At 75.1% G+C, this 17,871-nt stretch carries 18 protein-coding genes and 1 pseudogene; 8 read left to right on the top strand and 11 right to left on the bottom strand.

What is annotated here, in order from left to right:
- Positions 1-95 precede the first annotated feature (95 nt).
- The 3 genes from AB0L74_RS05255 to AB0L74_RS05245 all read right to left on the bottom strand — a co-directional run bounded on the left by AB0L74_RS05255 (position 96) and on the right by AB0L74_RS05245 (position 4,246).
- On the bottom strand, positions 96-1,499 hold the full coding sequence (locus tag AB0L74_RS05255; RefSeq protein ID WP_365645760.1) for an amino acid permease: 1,404 nt from the start codon (positions 1,497-1,499) through the stop codon (positions 96-98).
- Positions 1,500-1,582: 83 nt separating this feature from the next.
- Positions 1,583-3,712 (bottom strand): alkaline phosphatase family protein, encoded by a 2,130-nt coding sequence (locus tag AB0L74_RS05250; RefSeq protein ID WP_365645758.1) that lies wholly within the window; start codon positions 3,710-3,712, stop codon positions 1,583-1,585.
- Between the two features lie 132 nt (positions 3,713-3,844).
- Positions 3,845-4,246 carry a hypothetical protein gene (locus tag AB0L74_RS05245; protein ID WP_365645756.1) on the bottom strand — a complete coding sequence of 134 codons (402 nt, stop codon included), beginning with the start codon at positions 4,244-4,246 and terminating at the stop codon, positions 3,845-3,847.
- An 82-nt stretch (positions 4,247-4,328) separates the two neighbouring features.
- Between AB0L74_RS05245 and AB0L74_RS05240 the strand changes: the two genes are divergently transcribed.
- Entirely contained in the window at positions 4,329-5,102 is a 774-nt protein-coding gene (locus tag AB0L74_RS05240; protein WP_365645754.1) for an MBL fold metallo-hydrolase, read from the top strand.
- Positions 5,099-5,725: a VTT domain-containing protein gene (locus AB0L74_RS05235; RefSeq protein ID WP_365645752.1), complete on the top strand. Its 627-nt coding sequence runs from the start codon at positions 5,099-5,101 to the stop codon at positions 5,723-5,725. The genes AB0L74_RS05240 and AB0L74_RS05235 overlap by 4 nt, the downstream gene beginning before the upstream one ends.
- 1 nt (position 5,726) lies before the next feature.
- Here the strand turns inward: AB0L74_RS05235 and AB0L74_RS05230 are convergent, their stop codons facing one another.
- The 3 genes from AB0L74_RS05230 to AB0L74_RS05220 all read right to left on the bottom strand — a co-directional run bounded on the left by AB0L74_RS05230 (position 5,727) and on the right by AB0L74_RS05220 (position 9,415).
- Complete coding sequence (locus AB0L74_RS05230; RefSeq protein WP_365645751.1) at positions 5,727-6,788, bottom strand: MBL fold metallo-hydrolase; 1,062 nt, start codon at positions 6,786-6,788, stop codon at positions 5,727-5,729.
- The gene (locus AB0L74_RS05225) at positions 6,785-8,029 is read right to left on the bottom strand and encodes an aminotransferase class I/II-fold pyridoxal phosphate-dependent enzyme (RefSeq protein WP_365645749.1); all 1,245 of its coding nucleotides are present in this window, start codon (positions 8,027-8,029) and stop codon (positions 6,785-6,787) included. Before AB0L74_RS05225 ends, AB0L74_RS05230 begins: the two co-directional genes overlap by 4 nt.
- 177 nt (positions 8,030-8,206) lie before the next feature.
- A complete protein-coding gene (locus AB0L74_RS05220; protein WP_365645747.1) occupies positions 8,207-9,415 on the bottom strand; it encodes a hypothetical protein in 1,209 nt (402 codons plus the stop codon).
- Between the two features lie 268 nt (positions 9,416-9,683).
- Here AB0L74_RS05220 and AB0L74_RS05215 point away from each other — a divergent pair, with 268 nt between their 5' ends.
- Together AB0L74_RS05215 and AB0L74_RS05210 are read left to right on the top strand one after the other, a co-directional pair.
- Entirely contained in the window at positions 9,684-9,806 is a 123-nt protein-coding gene (locus AB0L74_RS05215) for a hypothetical protein (RefSeq protein WP_365645745.1), read from the top strand.
- A 174-nt stretch (positions 9,807-9,980) separates the two neighbouring features.
- Positions 9,981-11,774 carry a thiamine pyrophosphate-requiring protein gene (locus AB0L74_RS05210; RefSeq protein WP_365645743.1) on the top strand — a complete coding sequence of 598 codons (1,794 nt, stop codon included), beginning with the start codon at positions 9,981-9,983 and terminating at the stop codon, positions 11,772-11,774.
- A gap of 127 nt (positions 11,775-11,901) precedes the next feature.
- On the opposite strand, the pseudogene AB0L74_RS05205 reads toward AB0L74_RS05210, so the two are convergent.
- From AB0L74_RS05205 to AB0L74_RS05195, 3 genes and pseudogenes are all read right to left on the bottom strand, one after another.
- Positions 11,902-12,138, bottom strand: a pseudogene (locus tag AB0L74_RS05205) (AraC family transcriptional regulator); the annotation flags it as partial.
- Between the two features lie 99 nt (positions 12,139-12,237).
- On the bottom strand, positions 12,238-12,648 hold the full coding sequence (locus tag AB0L74_RS05200) for a VOC family protein (RefSeq protein ID WP_365645741.1): 411 nt from the start codon (positions 12,646-12,648) through the stop codon (positions 12,238-12,240).
- A 64-nt stretch (positions 12,649-12,712) separates the two neighbouring features.
- Positions 12,713-12,880, bottom strand: a complete 168-nt coding sequence (locus AB0L74_RS05195) for a hypothetical protein (protein WP_365645739.1) — start codon at positions 12,878-12,880, stop codon at positions 12,713-12,715.
- A 189-nt stretch (positions 12,881-13,069) separates the two neighbouring features.
- On the opposite strand from AB0L74_RS05195, the gene AB0L74_RS05190 reads away from it, so the two are divergent.
- The 3 genes from AB0L74_RS05190 (at position 13,070) to AB0L74_RS05180 (ending at position 14,596) form a co-directional block, all read left to right on the top strand.
- Positions 13,070-13,471, top strand: a complete 402-nt coding sequence (locus tag AB0L74_RS05190; protein WP_365645737.1) for a DUF2795 domain-containing protein — start codon at positions 13,070-13,072, stop codon at positions 13,469-13,471.
- A gap of 69 nt (positions 13,472-13,540) precedes the next feature.
- Positions 13,541-14,005, top strand: a complete 465-nt coding sequence (locus AB0L74_RS05185) for a CBS domain-containing protein (RefSeq protein ID WP_365645735.1) — start codon at positions 13,541-13,543, stop codon at positions 14,003-14,005.
- Positions 14,006-14,053: 48 nt separating this feature from the next.
- Positions 14,054-14,596: a type 1 glutamine amidotransferase domain-containing protein gene (locus AB0L74_RS05180; protein ID WP_365645733.1), complete on the top strand. Its 543-nt coding sequence runs from the start codon at positions 14,054-14,056 to the stop codon at positions 14,594-14,596.
- A 127-nt stretch (positions 14,597-14,723) separates the two neighbouring features.
- Here the strand turns inward: AB0L74_RS05180 and AB0L74_RS05175 are convergent, their stop codons facing one another.
- Complete coding sequence (locus tag AB0L74_RS05175; RefSeq protein ID WP_365645731.1) at positions 14,724-15,002, bottom strand: DUF6158 family protein; 279 nt, start codon at positions 15,000-15,002, stop codon at positions 14,724-14,726.
- Between the two features lie 69 nt (positions 15,003-15,071).
- On the opposite strand from AB0L74_RS05175, the gene AB0L74_RS05170 reads away from it, so the two are divergent.
- Positions 15,072-16,199, top strand: coding sequence for a Vms1/Ankzf1 family peptidyl-tRNA hydrolase (locus AB0L74_RS05170; protein ID WP_365645729.1), 1,128 nt, complete (start codon positions 15,072-15,074; stop codon positions 16,197-16,199).
- A gap of 36 nt (positions 16,200-16,235) precedes the next feature.
- Here AB0L74_RS05170 and AB0L74_RS05165 read toward each other — a convergent pair whose 3' ends face one another.
- Positions 16,236-17,855, bottom strand: a complete 1,620-nt coding sequence (locus tag AB0L74_RS05165) for an ATP-binding cassette domain-containing protein (RefSeq protein WP_365645727.1) — start codon at positions 17,853-17,855, stop codon at positions 16,236-16,238.
- Positions 17,856-17,871: the final 16 nt, after the last annotated feature.

Raw genomic sequence — 17,871 nt, 5'->3', positions numbered from 1 at the left:
ATACGATCACACTCCGGCCCCGCTCACCGGCAAGACCGCCCTACGGACGGACCGGCGGGCCCCCACGCGCCCCGGGGCGATCCCGGGGACGGGCTTCAGGCGGCCTTCTGGCGGCGGGCCGCCATCACCGCGTACACCAGCACGCCCGCGAACAGGAACAGCACACCCTGGTAGACGGCCGCGTAGCCGGCGCCCGCGACGAGCCACATGGAGAAGGCGGCGGCGACGGCCGCGACCACGGCGTCCCGCACCAGCCTGCGCCGGTCGACCAGGTCACGCCGCCCCGACACGAGGTGGAAGATCTGCGCGGCGGTCGCCAGCAGGTAGGGCACGGTGGCGGTGAAGGTGGTGACGAGGACCAGGACCTCGAAGACCTTCGCCGACCCGGCCATGTAGTTGTAGACGGTCAGCAGCGAGGCGAGGACGACGGTGACGCCCACGCCGACGGTGGGCACGCCGCGCCGCTTGCGCGCGAAGGCGGCCGGGAAGAGCCCGTCCTTCGCGGCGGCGTAGGGGGTCTGGGCGCTCAGCAGGGTCCAGCCGTTGAGGCAGCCGGTGATCGACACCAGCGCGGCCAGCGCGACGGCCCAGCCGCCCCAGGTGCCGCCGAACATGGCGTTCACGGCGTCCGAGAAGGGCGCGGTGGACTCCACCAGGCGGTCGTGGGCGACGGTGCCGAACACCGAGAGCGTGCCCAGCAGATAGACGAGCGCCGCGCCGGCGGTGCCGATGACGGTGGCGAGGCCCACGGTGCGCCGCGGGTTCCTGACCTCGCCGGCGCTCACGGCGGCCGACTCCACGCCCAGGTAGGAGAAGAGCAGGATCGCCGCCGACGCGGAGACGGCGCCGGTCAGGCTGCCGTCGCCGGCGTGGAAGGGGCCGAGGTTGTCCGGGTCGAAGAAGAACAGGCCGCCGAACGCGACCAGCAGCAGCGGCGCGAACTTCAGGACGGTGGCGACCAGCTGGACGGCGCCGACGTAGCGGGTGCCGGCGAAGTTGGCCAGCGCGGGCAGCCACTGCACGACCAGCGCGGCCAGGCAGGCGGTCCAGCGGTGGTCGTTCACCGGGACCAGGACGTCGAGATAGCCGACGGCGGCGACGGCCAGGGCCGCGTTCGACACCCAGGAGGTGATCCAGTACGCCCAGGCGGCGAGGAAGCCGGCGAAGTCGCCGAAGGCCCCGCGGGCGTAGACGTAGGGTCCGCCGGTACGCGGGTCGCGCTGGGCGAGCCGGCCGAAGACCAGCGCGAGGGCGATGGCGCCGACGGTCAGGACGCCGAAGGCGACCAGGCTGACCGTGCCGAAGGGTGCCACGGAGGCCGGGAGCAGGAAGATGCCGCCGCCGATGATGTTGCCCATGACCAGGGCGGTGGCGACGGGCAGCCCGAAACGGCGGGCATGGCGGCCGGAGCCGCCGGTGGGGTCCTCGGCCGGTGCGGGGTCCGCGGGGGTCTCCTGCGGGGCCGGAGCCGACGGGGGGACGGTTCCGGTGACGTGCATGGGGTGGTGCGCCTCTCGTCGTACTGGTGTCCGGGATCGCCGGACGGCGCCCATGGTCCGGCATGCTCCGAGGCCGCGCCAAATCACGCGCTTTTGTTCTGCAACCCCCCGTCCGACACCGCAAAAGGTGCGCTGTCGCGGGCTTCGGACGGGGAATCGTCCAGGGGCACCTGCGGGCCGTTCACCTCGCCCAGCCAGCGGCGCAGCACCCGGTGCACCTGCTCGGCGCCGACCAGCCGCGCCCCGTCGGCGACCGGCGGGGAGAAGGCGGCCGGGGCGAGCAGGAAGGCCCGGGACTGGGCGCCGCCGAGTCCCCCGTGGGAGCCGATCTGCTCCTCGAAGGCGAGGACCTCGCCGTCGGCCGGGTCGTAGAAGGAGTTGACCATGATGTCGGCGGTGTGCGGGAAGGAGTGGGTGCGGCGGACGGCGTCGGCGGCGCCGGGTCCGAACACGGCGAGCGGGCCGGGGTCCTCGTCGAGCCGGTCCAGGGGGATCTCCACGCCGCGGGCACCGAGCACGACCCCGCCGTGCCGCTCGCTGGCCACCAGCAGGAAGCCGATGCCGGGGTGGTTGGCGAGGGTCGGCAGCAGCGCCGGGTGGCGGGCGTCGATCTCCTCCTTGGTCATCCGGTGCCCGACGTCCGGGAAGGAGACCAGGCCCAGGTTGCCCGAGGCGAGCACGATCGGCTCCGAGCGGCGTCCGGCGGGCGGCCGCTGTGCGCCGCCCTCCTCAACGGGGCGGCGCAGGGCGGCGCGCACCGCGTTGCGGGCCTCGGCGCCGCTGCGGGTGCGCCGGGCCCGGCGCGGCACGGGCAGCCCGCAGCCGGCCCGCACCAGGTCGCCGAGGGTGAGGCCGTAGCGGGCGCGAAAGGTCTCGCCGGGGCTCTGTCCGTGGTCGGACAGGACGACGATCCGGTACGGGCGGGGGGCGTGCTCGGCGACCTTCTCGATCAGCGCGAGGGCGCGGTCCAGGCGCTGGAGGACCTTCTCGGCGTCGCGGCTCGCGGGCCCGGAGTGGTGCGCCACCTCGTCGTAGGCGACGAGATCGGCGTAGACGGCGGTGCGCCCGGCGAGCATGTCCCCCATCACCGCGGCGACGACGACGTCCCGCTCGACGACGGTGGCGAAGGCGCGGACGAAGGGGTAGAGGCCGCCGCGCGAGACCCGGGGGCGCTCCTTGCGCAGGCGGGCCCGGGTGGACTGGGCGATCTCCCGGGCGACCTCGGCGGCGAAGGACATCGCGGTGCGCACCGCGTTGGCCGGGTCGGAGAAGTAGGCGAAGTAGCCGGCCCGGGAGCGGTTCTCGGGGCTGCGGCGGCGGGTGGCGATGGACAGCACGAGGGCCTGTTCGCCGGCGCCGCCGCTGAAGAGGTTGCCGCGGCTGGCGCCGTCGACGGTGAGCAGCCCGCCGTGCCCGGCGTCCCGGGCGGCGCGGTGCTGGAGCAGGGCGGCGCTGGCCGGGCGGTTGCAGACCATCACCTCGCCGCGGTCCTTCTCGTACCAGCGGAACGCCGGGACGTCGTGGTTGCTCCCGTGCAGGATGCCGAGCTGGCTGGCGCCGGTCTGGCTGGACCAGTCGGTGCGCCAGGGGACGATCCGGTGGGTGGCGGGCCGGCCGTCGCCGCCGCCCAGCCAGCGGGCGACGGTGGGCATCAGGCCCCTGCCGACGGCGTCCAGCAGGAGGTCGTGGCCGACGCCGTCGAGCTGCACGAAGACGGTGCCGGGGGTGACGGGGCAGGGCGGTCCGGCACGGCGCCGGCGGCGGTCGGCGAGGCGGTACAGGCGGCGCCGGTAGGCGTCGTCGTCGCGGACGGCCAGGGCGGCGCCGGTGGCGGAGGCGACGGCGGACATGACGGCGGCCACCACCACCGCGGTCTCCGGGGCGACCGCGCCGCGCGCGGCCGGGTTCAGATGCAGCGCGAGCAGCAGCAGGGCGCCGTTGAGGAAGAAGACCAGCAGTCCGAGGACGAGCGCCGGCACCAGCAGCAGCAGCCGGACCAGCAGGGGCCACACCAGGGCGGACAGCAGGCCGAAGGCACCGGCGCCGGAGGCGGCGGTGACCGCGATGGTGGTGGCGCTGTCGCCGTCGGCGGACTGGAGCTGGAAGTCCGGCAGGAGGCCGGCGAGCACCAGCATGGTGACCGTGGAGACGGCCCACACCGCGACACTGCGCCCGATCTGGCTGGCGGCCCTCCGCCAGCGTCCTTGGCCCACGCTCAGCACACCTCACGTCCCGGCCCGTCGACGGCGCGGGCCCCTCCCCACCCTGTCACAACGGTCCGACGTGCCTGTTCGTCCCCCCGGGACCGCTGCCCGGCCGGGCGGTGCGCGCGCCTCGCGGCGGCGTCAGCGTCCGTCGTAGCCGGCCGTCGGCATCGACAGCCGGCGGTGGACGCGGGCCTTCATCTCGGCGTCGTAGGCGGGCTCGGCCCGGCCGACCGTCTCCACGCGCACCCCGCGCCGCGCGCATTCCTCGGTGAACTCCTCGACCGACGACAGCGCGCTCTCCAGCACCCGGCGGCTGGGCGCCACGAACAGGTCGGTCCCCGGGCGCACGCCCTCCCATAAGGCGTCGTGGTCGGGCCGCAGGCCCCGCACCAGCAGTTCCCTGGTGACGACGTAGCCGTGCTCGGCGGCCCAGCGGGCGCACATGGCGTGCTGCCCGCGGGAGTCCACCAGGAAGGGGTCGGCGTCCAGTTCCTCCAGCGGCGTCAGACTCGCGATCGCCGTCACCCGGACCGGCCTCATGCGTCCCCCTCACCTCCGGTGCTCGCCGCCGACCCTACCCCTGGACGTAGGCTTCGGGGAGTCGCGCGAAGGAGGCGAAGAGGTGCCGGTGGAGGTCACCTGGTGGGGTCACGCCACCTGCACGGTGGAGGACTCGCACATACGTGTGCTCACGGATCCCCTGTTCACCCGCCGGCTCGCCCATCTGCGCCGCCGGCGCGGGGCCCTGCCACCGCCGGACGCCCGGCGCGCGGACGTGGCGCTGGTGTCGCACCTGCACGCCGACCATCTCCACGTGCCGTCGCTGGCGCGGCTCGCGCCGGGCACGCGCCTGCTCGTGCCCCGGGGCGCGCGACGGGCGGTGCCGGGGCTGCGCCGGCTGCGCCATCTGCGGGTGAGCGAGGTGGCGCCCGGCGACGTCACGGCCGTCGGGGACCTCGTCGTCCGGGCCGTGTCGGCGCGGCACGACGGGCGGCGGCTGCCCTTCGGGCCGCACCGCTCCCCCGCTCTCGGCTATGTCGTCGAGGGCGAGGCCAGGACGTACTTCGCCGGGGACACCGGTCTGTTCGACGAGATGGAGAAGGAGGTCGGGCCGGTCGACGTGGCGCTGCTGCCGGTGGGCGGCTGGGGGCCGTTCCTCGGGGAGGGGCATCTGGACGCGGGCCGGGCGGCCGAGGCGCTGGCCCGGCTGGAGCCGGGGAGCGCGGTGCCGGTGCACTACGGCACGTACTGGCCGATCGGGATGGACGCCGTGCGCCCCCATGAATTCCACGCGCCGGGGGATGACTTCGTGCGCCTGGCGGCGCTGCGCGCGCCGGGCGTGGCGGTGCACCGGCTCGCGCACGGTGAGAGCGTGCGTCCGGAGGTCACGCGGTGAGCTGGCTGACCGCCGCCTCGACGACCGTACCGCCGGAGACCACGCAACAGGCGCTGGGCTACCCGTCGCTGTTCCTGCTGGTGCTGATCGGGGCGCTGGTGCCGGTGGTGCCGACGGGCGCGCTGGTGAGTTCGGCGGCGGTGGTGGCCTTCCACCAGACGGCGCCGTTCGCGCTGGCGCTGGTGCTGGCGACGGCGTCGCTGGCCGCGTTTGCCGGGGACGTGGCGCTGTACTGGCTGGGGCGGCGCGGCATGGGCTCGAAGAACGGCTCGCGCTGGCTGGAGGCGATCCGGGCGCGGGCGCCGGAGGACCGGCTGGCGCAGGCGCAGGAGAAGCTGGCCGGTCACGGTGTCGCGGTGCTGGTGCTGTCCCGGCTGGTGCCGGCGGGCCGGATCCCGGTGATGCTGGCCTGCCTGATGGCGCGGTGGCCGCTGCGCCGTTTCGCCCGGGGCAATCTGCCGGCCTGCCTGGCCTGGGCGGTGACCTACCAGCTGATCGGCATTCTGGGCGGTTCGCTGTTCGCGGAGCCGTGGGAGGGCGTGGCCGCGGCGGTCGCGCTGACGGTGCTGGTCAGCGCGGCGCCGGGGGTGTGGCGGCGGCTGCGGGGCGCGGCCGCGCGGTAGCTCACTCCAGGATCCGCGAGCCTCCCACCGGCAGGTCCCACAGGTCCTGCCGGGGCAGGCCCGCCCGTGCCCAGGCGGCGCGGACCCGGGTGAGGGGTTCGAGGACCGGCTCGGCGGACAGCACGAACGTCCCCCAGTGCATGGGGGCCATGCGGCGGGCGCCGAGGTCCTGCGCGGCGCGGACCGCCTCCTCCGGGTCGCAGTGGACGTCGCGCAGCCACCAGCGGGGGTCGTAGGCGCCGATGGGGAGCAGGGCGAGGTCGATGCCGGGGTAGCGGCGGCCGATGCGGGAGAACCAGTGGCCGTAGCCGGTGTCGCCGGCGAAGTACACGCGCTGTCCGTCGGGGGCGGTGAGGACCCAGCCGCCCCACAGGGTGCGGCAGGTGTCGGTGAGGGTGCGCTTGGACCAGTGGTGGGCGGGGACGAAGTCGAAGCGGACGCCGTGCAGTTCGGCCGCCTCCCACCAGTCCAGCTCGGTGACGCGGGTGAAGCGGCGGCGGTGGAACCAGCGTCCCAGTCCGGCGGGCACGAACACCGGGGTGTCGCGCGGGAGTCTGCGCAGCGTGGGCGCGTCCAGGTGGTCGTAGTGGTTGTGGCTGATGACGACCGCGTCGATGTGCGGCAGGGCGTCCCAGGCGACGCCCACGGGGGTGACCCGGGCGGGCGTGCCGATGATGCGGCGGGACCAGACGGGATCGGTGAGCACCGTCAGCCCCCCGATCCGCACCACCCAGCTGGCGTGTCCCGCCCAGGTGACGGCGATGGTGCGGGCGTCGACGCGGGGCAGCGGGCCCGGCTCGAACGGCAGCCGGGGGATGTCGGCGAGCCCTTCGGGCCCGGGTCTGACGGCACCCTCGCGGGCGAACCGGGCGAATGCCTTCAGGCCGGGCAGCGGGGCGGTCAGCCGGTCGTGGAACGTCCGCGGCCACACCCGGCGTTCGGCCAGCGGCCGGGGCTCGGCGAGCGGCGGGAGGGGGCCCGCCGCGGGTGACGTGGCCGCCTGGGCTCCGGTCTCCCGGGGAGGCGTGCCGGCGATCGTGGTCGACTCGGGCTGCTGCGTCATCGAGGAGGCTCCCATCGCTGAGCGTCGTGGAGGTCGCCGAAGACCGACTTCACGGTGGTCAACGCGCGTCGCACCTGGGGCAGTTCCAGCGGTGCGGGCGAGCCGAGGCAGGCCGCGCGTTCGTCCTCCGTGTCCCCCAGCAGGGGGCTGGTGGACAGCCGTACGCGCAGGGCGCCGAGGTCGTCGCCGAAGCGGTGGCCGCCGGGCGCGGGCATGCCGAGCCGGCCGGTCAGGAAGTCCTCCAGGTCCTGGGCGTCGCCGACGCCGCGCGCGGTCAGCGCGCCGCGCAGCGGGGCCAGGTCGGCGTACAGGTGGCGGCCGGCGCGCGGGGGGCGGGCGAGGGCGCCCGCCGCGACGACGGCGGCGTGCGCGGCGCCGGCCACGCGCGCGTGCAGGCGTACGGCCGCCGCGCGGTGCTCGGTGAGCGGCTCGGGCTCGGCCAGGGCGTACCCGGCCGCGGCGGCGACCGGCGCGGCGACGCGCGCGTCGAGGGCGGTGAGCACGTCGAGCACACGCGCGTGCAGGCCGTCCCCGGCGGCGGACGCGGGGAAGCGGGCGACGGCGGCCGGCCAGCCGGCCGGGAGCAGGGCACCGGCCAGGTCGGTGACGACGGTGACCCGCTCGGGCAGCATCTCGGCGGGGCTGAGCAGCACCGTGTCGCGGGGATCGTGCAGGGTGTCGCGCCAGGTCTCGTCGCTGGCCAGGTGGAGCCCTTCGGCGGCGGCGGCCTCCACCGTCTCGTGCAGCAGTTCGGGCGGGGCGACGGTGGCGGTCGGGTCGTCGGCGACGGAGAGGACCAGCAGGCGCGGGTCGCCGCCTTCGGCGCGGACCCGGCGCACGGTCTCCAGCAGGGCGTACGGATCGGGCACCCCGCCGCACTCGGCGGGCGTCGGGACGTGGAAGGCGGGCCGCCCCAGCAGGCGGGCGTACGGCCCCCACCAGGCGGCGCAGGGGCGCGGTACGAGGACGTCGCCGCCGAGCGCGGCGGTCAGCGCCAGCAGCAGGGCGGGGGCGCCGGGCGCGGCGGCCACGGCGCCGGGCTCGCAGGACAGCCCGCGCCGGGCCCAGTAGCCGCAGGCGGCCTCCCTGAGGGCGGGGCCGCCGCCGACCGGTTCGCCGGCGGTCCGGGACGCCGCCGCGGCGAGGATCCCGGACAGCCCGGGCGGCACGGGCAGCCCGTCGCCGGGGAGCGGCGGCCCGTAGCGGACGGGGCCGTGGCCTTCGGTGGCCGTCCGCCGCATGCCTCACCTCCGCGCAGTCCGTGGCGCCGTGCCGTGGCTTCCCGCCGCCTCGCGTACTCCGTGGCCGCCGGTCCGGTGGGCGACCACGGGCACTGAGTACCCACGGTGGCGCCAGGTCATGAGCGCGGGGCGGCGTTGCGCGGATCACAGCGCCGGGCGCGGGGACGTGCGGTCCGGTCACCGAGGCCCGCTTCCGGGGTGGGCGGCCAAGGTGTCCCCGCGTGCCCGCAGCCGGTGTACGGCGGCTCCCGCCGCGCCCGCGATCAGGAGGCCGCCGGCGACCACCGCCGGTACGCAGGGGGTGAACGCGCCGCCCTGCCCGGCCCGCACGCCGTGCCGGGCCACCGCGCCGCCGCAGGGCTCACCCCGGGGCCCGTGCGGCGCGGCGGGGGTGGGGCAGGGCCGGGGGGTGCCACCGGCACAGGCGCCCGCGTGCCCCGCGCCCTCGGGGCACGGCCCGGCCGTGCCGCCGGCCCGGGAGACCAGGAGTTTCGCGCTCCAGGGCACGCCCCGCCCGCCGCCGGGCGGTGCCGGGCAGGTGCCGTCGACGGTCCACGCCGAGTCCGTCGCGGCCGCGTCCGGCTCGCCCTCGAAGCTCTCGGCGGGGGCGATGCGGGCCGTGCCGCGGTAGGCGGCGCCGGGTGCCGTGGCATCGCCGCCGGAGACCTTGCGGAGCGGGACGGTGCCCTCGTCGAAAGCCGGTGAGCTGGCGTCGAGGGCGGCGGGCGCGGCACCCCCGGCCGAGTCGCAGGTGACAGAGACGGTGACGCTGTCGCCGGGTGCGACGGCCCCGGGGGCGACCCGCGCGGCCGGCCCGCCCGGCTCCACCGGCTCCACCGGTTCCTCGGCGTCCTCCGAGCCCGGCTCCACCGGTTCCGGGGCATCGTCCGCGTCCGGGACCACCGGTTCCTCGGCATCACGTGAGCCCGGAACCCCCGGCCCCACGGCATCACGCGAGTCCGGAACCACCGACTCCGGGGCACCGTCCGCGTCCGGGACCACCGGTTCCTCGGCATCGGCATTGCCCAATCCCGGCTTCCCCGGTCCGCCGCCGCCCAGGTCGTCCGGCACCACCGGCTCGTCCCCGCCCGGGTCGTCCGGCATCACCGGTTCGCCCTGGCCCGGGTCATCCGGCATCACCGGTTCGCCCTGGCCCGGGTCATCCGGCACCGACGGATCGGCGGCGCCGCCCGTCCCCGGCTCCCCCGGTACGACGGGCTCCTCGGCAGGCGCGGCGGCGCGCTCCCCCGGCGCCCGCGGCTGGGCGGCGCTTCCCGCGCGCGGCTCCTGCGGCGCCCCGGGTGCCGCGGCGGCGGCCGCGGCGGGGACACCCAGGGCGGCGCTGGCCAGGACGGCGGCGGACAGGGCACGTGCGGTGCGACGCATGGGACGGGCTCCTTCGAGCGACGGCTGCGGGGGCACGTCGCTCGCGCCCCCGTTGAGCCATCACAGCCCGCCCGTCACCGGCCCGCGCGCGGCCGGGCACCATTCGCGCGACGGTGCCGCCCGTTCGGGTGAGGCGGGACCACACGGACCCGGGTGCACTCGGGTGCGAGTCCAACGGACTCTCTGCTTCGGATAGCGCTCGGCGGGAAGTCGCGTCCCTGGCGGCAGACGCGAAGAACGCGAGAGCGGGAATCAGGGAGGACAAGCGATGGAAACAGCTCGCGGCTCCAGTATCGACGGCGGCGGCCATCTGGCGTTGATCGCCCTGGGTATCGCGGTCGTCTGCTTCATCATCGCCGCCGTCGCGTCACGGAGGAAGCGTCAACGATAGGACGGGCGCGGCTCCCGGTCTCCGGGTACCGAGAGCGGCCGTGCGCCGGCGGGCAGGGGACCGGCGGGGCGGACCGGGGCCGCGCCCCGGCGATGTTTTCCGGCATCCCGCCCGGTGACTCGTACGGCTGCCGCCGGCAACACCCCCGACGACCCACCTCCTGGAGGTCCGTACATGAGCACCAAGGTCTCCGACCACGTCCTGCGACGGCTGCGCGAATGGGGCGTCGACCATGTGTTCGGCTACCCGGGCGACGGCATCAACGGCCTGCTCGCCGCCTGGGGCCGCGCCGGCAACGAGCCCCGTTTCGTGCAGTCCCGGCACGAGGAGATGTCCGCGTTCCAGGCGGTCGGGTACGCCAAGTTCAGCGGCCGGCTCGGCGTGTGCGCCGCCACGTCGGGGCCGGGCGCGATCCACCTGCTCAACGGGCTGTACGACGCCAAGCTCGACCACGTCCCGGTGCTGGCGATCGTGGGGCAGACCCACCGCACCGCGATGGGCGGCTCCTATCAGCAGGAGGTGGACCTGCACACCCTCTACAAGGACGTCGCCTCCGAGTTCGTGGAGACCGTGACGGTGCCCGAGCAGCTCCCGAACGTGCTGGACCGGGCGATCCGCACCGCGTACGCGCGCCGCTGCCCCACCGCGGTCATCATCCCCGGCGACGTGCAGGAGCTGGACTACTCGCCGCCCACCCACGCGTTCAAGATGGTGCCCTCCAGCCTGGGGCGCGGCGAGTGGACCGCGATCCCCTCCGAGGAGTCCGTGCGGCGGGCGGCGGAGGTCCTCAACGCCGGTGACAAGGTGGCGATCCTGGTCGGGCAGGGCGCGGCCGGGGCCCGGGCGGAGGTGGAGCGGCTCGCCGAGCTGCTGGGGGCCGGGGTGGCCAAGGCGCTGCTCGGCAAGGACGTGCTGAGCGACGACCTGCCGTACGTCACCGGCTCGATCGGCCTGCTCGGCACGCGGCCGAGCTACGAGCTGATGCGGGACTGCGACACGCTGCTGACCATCGGGTCCTCCTTCCCGTACTCGCAGTTCCTGCCGGAGTACGGCAAGGCGCGGGGCGTCCAGATCGACCTGGACCCGCACATGGTGGGCATGCGCTACCCGTACGAGGTGAATCTCGTCGGCGACGCGAAGGCCACGCTGGAACGGCTGATCCCGCTGATCGACGGCGCTCGCGGGCGGGAGTGGTTCGAGACGGTGTGCGACAACGTCCGGCACTGGCGCGACGTGATGGAGCGGCGCGCGGGCCTGGAGGCCGACCCGGTCAACCCGGAGTACGTCGCCCGCGCCCTGGACCCGCTGCTGCCCGAGAACGCGATCGTCACCTCCGACTCGGGCTCCACCGCGAACTGGTACGCCCGGCATGTGACCATGCGGCCCGGGATGCGCGGTTCGCTGTCCGGCACGCTGGCGACGATGGGCTGCGCGGTGCCGTACGCGATCGGCGCGAAGTTCGCCCACCCCGACCGGCCGGTGGTCGCCCTGGCGGGGGACGGCGCGATGCAGATGAACGGGCTCGCGGAGATGATCACCGCGGCGAAGTACCGGGATCTGTGGCAGGACCCGCGGCTAGTGGTGGGCGTGTGGAACAACCGCGACCTGAACCAGGTCACCTGGGAGCTGCGGGCCATGGGCGGAGCCCCGTCGTTCGAGCCCTCGCAGGAGCTGCCGGACGTGCAGTACGCCGCGTTCGCCCGGTCGCTGGGGCTGACCGGCATCCGGGTGGAGAAGCCCGACGACGTGGAGGCGGGCTGGCGGGCCGCGCTGGAGGCGGACGGCCCCGCGGTGGTGGAGTTCCTCACCGACCCCGCGGTGCCGCCGATCCCGCCGCACGCCACCTGGGAGCAGATGGAGGCCACGGCCGCCGCGATCCTCAAGGGCGACCCGGACGCCGGCTCGGTGGTCAAGCGGGGCTTCAAGGCGAAGATGCAGGAGTTCCTGCCGGGCCGGGAGAAGAAGTAGGCCCCGGCCCGGGCCGCGCCCCGGGCCGCGCCCCGGGCCGCGCCCCGGCCGGCGGCGTCGCGCCGTTCCCCCGGCCGGGCGCGGGAAAGGCCGCCGGCGAGGACGACGACGAGCGGGGAGAGGGCGGCGCCGCCGCGCGCTCCATGCGACGCGCCATCAGGAACGCGTACGGCGACATGCCGTAGGCCAGCCGGAACTGCCGACTGAGCTGCCCGGCGGGCATGGCCGCGTCGCGGGCGAGCGCCTCCACGTCCAGCGGCCGCGCGTACTCCCGGTCGATCCGGTCACGGACGCGGCGCAGGCGTACGAGGTCGCTCAGGCGCCGCGCCTCGATGCGCGCGCGCCTCCACGCGGGGTGACACACGGAAGAAGCACTCCCCTTCGTCGAGTCGTCTTCGTCGAGTCGTCTTCGTCGAGTCGTCGAGTTGCTCGCCGGGTTCGCCGCGTTCCTCGGGGTCGTGGCTCAGCCGGTCTCCTGGATGCGGATCAGATTGCCCGCGGGATCGCGGAAGGCGCAGTCGCGGATGCCGTACGGCTGCCGGGTCGGCTCCTGCACGACCTCGGCATCGCGGGCCTGCAGCTTCTCGAACGTGCCGTCGAGGTCCGGGGTGGCCAGCAGGATCCAGCCGTAGGTGCCCTTGGCCATCATCTCGGTGATGGTGCGGCGCTCGTCCTCGGTGACCCCGGGGTCGGCGGCGGGCGGCGCCAGAAGGATGGAGGTGCCCGGCTGGCCGGCGGGGCCGACCGTGATCCAGCGCATCCGGCCCTGCCCGACATCGCTGCGGACCTCGAACTCGAGCACGTCGCGGTAGAAGGCCAGCGACGCGTCCGGGTCGTCGTGCGGGAGGGAGGTGGTGTGAATGGTGATGTCCATGACGTTCAGGCTAGGGCGGCGCCGTGCCCCCTGCTTCTCGATTCCTGATCGATCCGGGCCGGGGTCACGGTCGGGCGTCCGGCACGGCCGTGGCGGCGGCCGCGGCAGCGACCGGGTCGAGGGTGTCGGGCTGCGGGCCGGAGCCCGGGAGCAGGAGCTCCTCGTACCGGCCCAGCGCCAGTACCACGCCGAGCATGAGGACCGGGATGAGCACAGCGAACAGCACCGCCATGGTCCGTCCTTCCCGTAAAGGGGCGACGTGGGGGGAGGCGTGAGCCGGGTTCCCGCCACCCGACGGGCCAACCCCGCCCGCCGTACACCCGCACGATCCGTACCGAAATAGGGTCGGACCCATCCGAATCCGTGTCGGCGTCCGGTCTTCGGGTACGCGGTGGCCACCCCCGAGGATCTGGAGGGAGACATGCAGCGAGGCAGTGACCGCCTGAGCGTCCACCGCGACGACGAGATGAAGCACGAATTGCAGGGTCTGCTCAGGTCGGGGCACCCCACCCGCACCGAGGAGTGGCACGACCCGGAGCCGACCGCCGAGGACGATCCGGAGGTCGCGCGCGGCCCGGTGACACCGAGCCGCGGGCCGACGTACCTGGAGGCGCTCCGGCTGGAGCTGGCCCGGACCCTGACGCGCGGCGCCTTTCCCGCCAGTCCGCGGGAACTCTCCCGTGCCCTGCGCCGCGCCAACGCTCCCGACGCCCTCGTCGAGCGGGTGGAGGAGCTGCCGCACAAGGAGCGCTTCGGCAACGTCCAGCAGCTGGCCCAGGCCCTGACCGGGCCCGGCGCCGCCGGACGGGCCGGGCCCGAATAGTCCGAAGGCCCCGGCCGGGGCACCGCGGACGGCGCCGCCGGCCGGGTACATCAGGAAGGTCCCCTGCTGATGGCCGAGTTCGTGAAGGACGTGATGACCCCGGGCGTGGTCGCCGTCCGCCCGGACGCCTCGCTGGTCGAGGCGGCGCAGCTGATGCGCTCGCAGGACATCGGCGACGTGGTGGTGGCCGACGGGCAGGAGATCGTCGGCGTACTCACCGACCGTGACATCACGGTACGGGCGGTCGCGGAGGGCCTTGACCCGCTGACGGTGGGCGCCGGGTCCGTCTGCACCCCGGATCCGCTGGTGGTCGCGCCGTACGACCCCGTGTCGGCGGCGGAGGCACTGATGCGGGAGCAGGCGGTACGCCGGCTGCCGGTCGTGGAGAACGGGCTGCCGGTCGGGATGGTGAGCCTCGGCGATCTGGCCGAGGCGGAGGATCCCGCCTCGCCGCTCGCCGACATCAGCCGCGCCACGCCGGACGCCCGCGACGCCCGGGACGCCCGCGGCGGCCCCCCGCCGCCACCCGCCTGAGCGGAAGCGGAAGCCGCAGCGAAAGCAAGGAAAGGAACACGGAACACCATGCGCATCGCTTTTCTCACCGCACCGGAAGGTGTCGAACAGGTCGAGCTGACCAAGCCGTGGCAGGCCGCGGTGGACGCCGGGCACGAGCCGGTGCTCGTGTCGACGAAGGCGGGTGAGATCCAGGCCTTCGACCATCTCGACAAGGCGGACACCTTTCCCGTGGACGAGGTGGTCGGCGAGACGTCGGCCGACTCGTTCGGCGGGCTGGTCCTGCCGGGCGGCGTGGCCAACCCCGACTTCCTGCGGATGGACGACAAGGCCGTGGCGTTCGTGAAGGACTTCTTCGACCAGGGCCGCCCGGTCGCCGCGATCTGCCACGCCCCGTGGACGCTGGTCGAGGCGGACGTCGTCCGCGACCGGGTCCTGACCTCCTGGCCGAGCCTGCGGACCGACATCCGCAACGCGGGCGGCACCTGGGTCGACGAACAGGTCCAGGTCTGCGACCACGGCCCCAACCGGCTGATCACCAGCCGCAAGCCGGACGACCTGAAGGCGTTCTGCGAGACGTACGTCGCGGAGTTCGCCCGGGCGGGCGGCTGAACCGGCGGACCGGCGTACCCACGCCGCACGGCGCGGGCCCGGTCCTCCCTCCGCCGACGGACAGGGAGGACCGGGCCCGCGCACACGTGCCGGCCCGCCGGTTCTTCACCGGCGACCGCGCCCGGCCTCACGCGCCGGGAGTCGCCGACTCCCCGCAGCCCCGCTCCCGGGCCCCCTCGCGGGTGCGGCCCGCGGCGACCGGGCGGCGGGGGTTGCGGCGCAGCCATTCGCCCTCCAGCTGGGCCATGCGCTCGTTGTGCGCCCGCAACGCGTCGTTCGAGCCGTACAGCAGCGTGTCGTGCCGTGTCCGGTGGATGTTCTCCAGCTCCTTCATGAGCTGCTGGTCGTCCAGCCGGTCCGGATCGATCCCGGTCGCGGTGATCTCCCGCTCGTCGTGTTCGTTCATGCGGTCCGGGTACCCGCCCGGTGAGCAAGCACTACCACCCCACCCCCGAGCGGCATCCGGGAGGGAGCCATGGATCTCGCCTTTCTGCACCCCTTGTACGAACAGCCCGGCCCCTGGGCCTCCGTGTACGTCGACCTCTCCCGGCACGCGGAGGACACCGCGCACGAGCGGCAGCTGACGGCCGCAGCGGTGGCCCGGGAGCTCGCGGCGCAGGGCGCCGACGAGGCGACCTGCCGGGCCGTGCAGGAGGCGGTGGACGACCTGCGTCACTCCTCCGACCCGCACGGGCGCGCCCTGTTCGCCCACGCCGGCCGGGTCGTCCTCGACCCGCCGCTGGCCCGCCCTCCGCAGGGCGGCACCACCGCCCACTGGGCGCCCCTGCCGCATGTGTCGCCGCTGCTGGAGCTGATGGGCGAGGACCCGGTGTGCGTGGTGGCGTACATCGACCGCAAGGGCGCCGACTTCGAACTGCGCAGCGCGCTCGGCAGCCGGGAGGCGGGCGGGGTCACCGGCCGGCAGTGGCCGGTGCACCGCACGAGCAGCGTCGACTGGTCGGAGCGCCACTTCCAGCTCCGGGTCGAGAACACCTGGGAGCACAACGCGGCGGAGATCGCCGACGCGCTCGCGGTGTGCCAGGAGGAGACCGGCGCCGACCTGCTGATCCTGGTCGGTGACGACCGGGAGCGGCGGGCGGTCCACGAGCGGCTGCCCAAGCGGCTGGCGAACTGCGTGGTGGAGGCCACGCGGGGCGCCGGCAGCAGGCTGCTCGACGACGAGGTGGAGCGGCTGCGCGCCGAGCACGTGCGCGCCCGGGCCCAGGAGGACCTGGACACGTTCCTGGCCGCCCGCACCCCGGACGGCGAGGGGCGGGCCGCCGCGGTGGAGGGTGTGCCCGCGCTGGTCGAGGCCGCCCGCGAGCACCGCATCGACGAGCTGCTGGTCATCCCCGACGGTCCCGACACGCACCGCGAGGTGTGGATCGGCGAGGACCCGGACCAGCTCGCGATGCGCCGTACGGAGCTGAAGATCCTGGGCGAGCAGCACTCCTGGTCCGCCCGCGCGGACGACGCCCTGCTGCGCTCGGCGGTGATGACCGGCGCCCCGGCGATCGCGGTGACCCCGGCGCTGCCGCCGGACGCGGCCGAGGAGGCCGACGCCCCGGTGGGCGGCCTGGGCGCGCTCCTGCGCTGGAAGTGAGCGCCCGCCGGGGCGCGCACCGGCCCGGGCGGCGGGTCAGCGGGCCCGTTCCACCCGCCGCTCGTCCCACACCGGCTCCGGCGTCTCGCGGAGGCGGCCGTCGCTGCCGAAGACGAGGAACCGGTCGAAGGAGCGGGCGAACCAGCGGTCGTGGGTGACCGCGAGCACCGTGCCCTCGAAGCCCTCCAGTCCTTCCTGGAGGGCTTCGGCCGATTCCAGGTCGAGGTTGTCGGTCGGCTCGTCCAGCAGCAGGGCGGTGGCGCCCTCCAGTTCCAGCAGCAGGATCTGGAAGCGGGCCTGCTGGCCGCCGGAGAGCTGGCCGAAGGTCCGCTCGGCCTGGGCGGTCAGCTCGTAGCGGCGCAACCGGGACATGGCGGCGCCCCGGTCCTGGGCGTGCTCCCGCCACAGGATGTCCAGCAGTGTGCGGCCCTGGAGCTCCGGGTGCGCGTGGGTCTGCGCGAAGTGCCCGGGCACGACGCGCGCCCCGAGTTTCCACCGGCCCGTGTGGGCCACGTCACCGCCGGCGAGCAGGCGCAGGAAGTGGGACTTGCCCGAGCCGTTGGAGCCGAGGACGGCGACGCGTTCGCCGTAGAAGACCTCCAGGTCGAACGGTTTCATCAGGCCGGTGAGCTCCAGCCCCTCGCAGGTGAGGGCGCGTACGCCGGTCCGGCCGCCCTTCAGGCGCATCCTGATGTCCTGCTCGCGCGGGGGCTCCGGGGGCGGGCCGGCCTCCTCGAACCTGCGCAGCCGGGTCTGGGCGGCGCGGTAGCGGGAGGCCATCTCGTCGCTGTTGGAGGCGGCCTGACGGAGCGTCAGGACGAGCTTCTTCAGCTGGGCGTGCTTCTCATCCCAGCGCCGGCGCAGCTCCTCGAAGCGGGCGAAGCGTTCGCGCCGCGCCTGGTGGTAGGTGCGGAAGCCGCCGCCGTGCACCCACGCGTCCGCGCCCGCCGGGCCGGGCTCCAGGGAGACGATCTTCTCGGCGGCGCGGGCGAGGAGTTCGCGGTCGTGGGAGACGAACAGCACCGTCTTGCGGGTCTCGGCCAGCCGCTCCTCCAGCCAGCGCTTGCCGGGGACGTCGAGGTAGTTGTCGGGCTCGTCGAGCAGCAGCACCTCGTCGGGGCCGCGCAGCAGCGCCTCCAGCACCAGCCGCTTCTGCTCGCCGCCGGACAGCGTGCTCACCTGCCGCCACTGGGCCCGTTCGTAGGGCACGCCCAGCGCGGCCGTGGTGCAGATGTCCCACAGGGTCTCGGCCTCGTATCCGCGCGCCTCCGCCCAGTCGGCCAGCGCCTGCGCGTAGGCGAGCTGGGCGGCTTCGTCGTCGACCGTCATGACGGCGTGCTCGGCGGCGTCGACGGCGCGCGCGGCCTCGCGGATCCGGGGCGGCGCCACGGACACCAGCAGGTCGCGTACGGTCGTGTCGTCGCGTACGGAGCCCACGAACTGCCGCATCACCCCGAGACCGCCGCTCACGGTGACGCTGCCCCCGTGCGGCTTGAACTCGCCCGTCAGCAGCCGCAGCAGGGTGGTCTTGCCGGCGCCGTTGGGCCCGACGAGGGCGACGACCGCTCCCTCCCCCACCCGGAAGGACACATCGCCCAGCAGCGCCCTCCCGTCGGGGAGGTGGTACTCCAGGTGCGCGGCTTCGAGATGTCCCATGGGCAGCGATTGTGTG

The sequence above is a fragment of the Streptomyces sp. NPDC052020 genome (assembly GCF_040680575.1).
In the GTDB taxonomy this organism is placed as follows: Bacteria; Actinomycetota; Actinomycetes; order Streptomycetales; family Streptomycetaceae; genus Streptomyces.
Note: the sequence above shows the minus strand (reverse complement) of the source record. Positions and strands in the feature narration are given on the sequence as shown.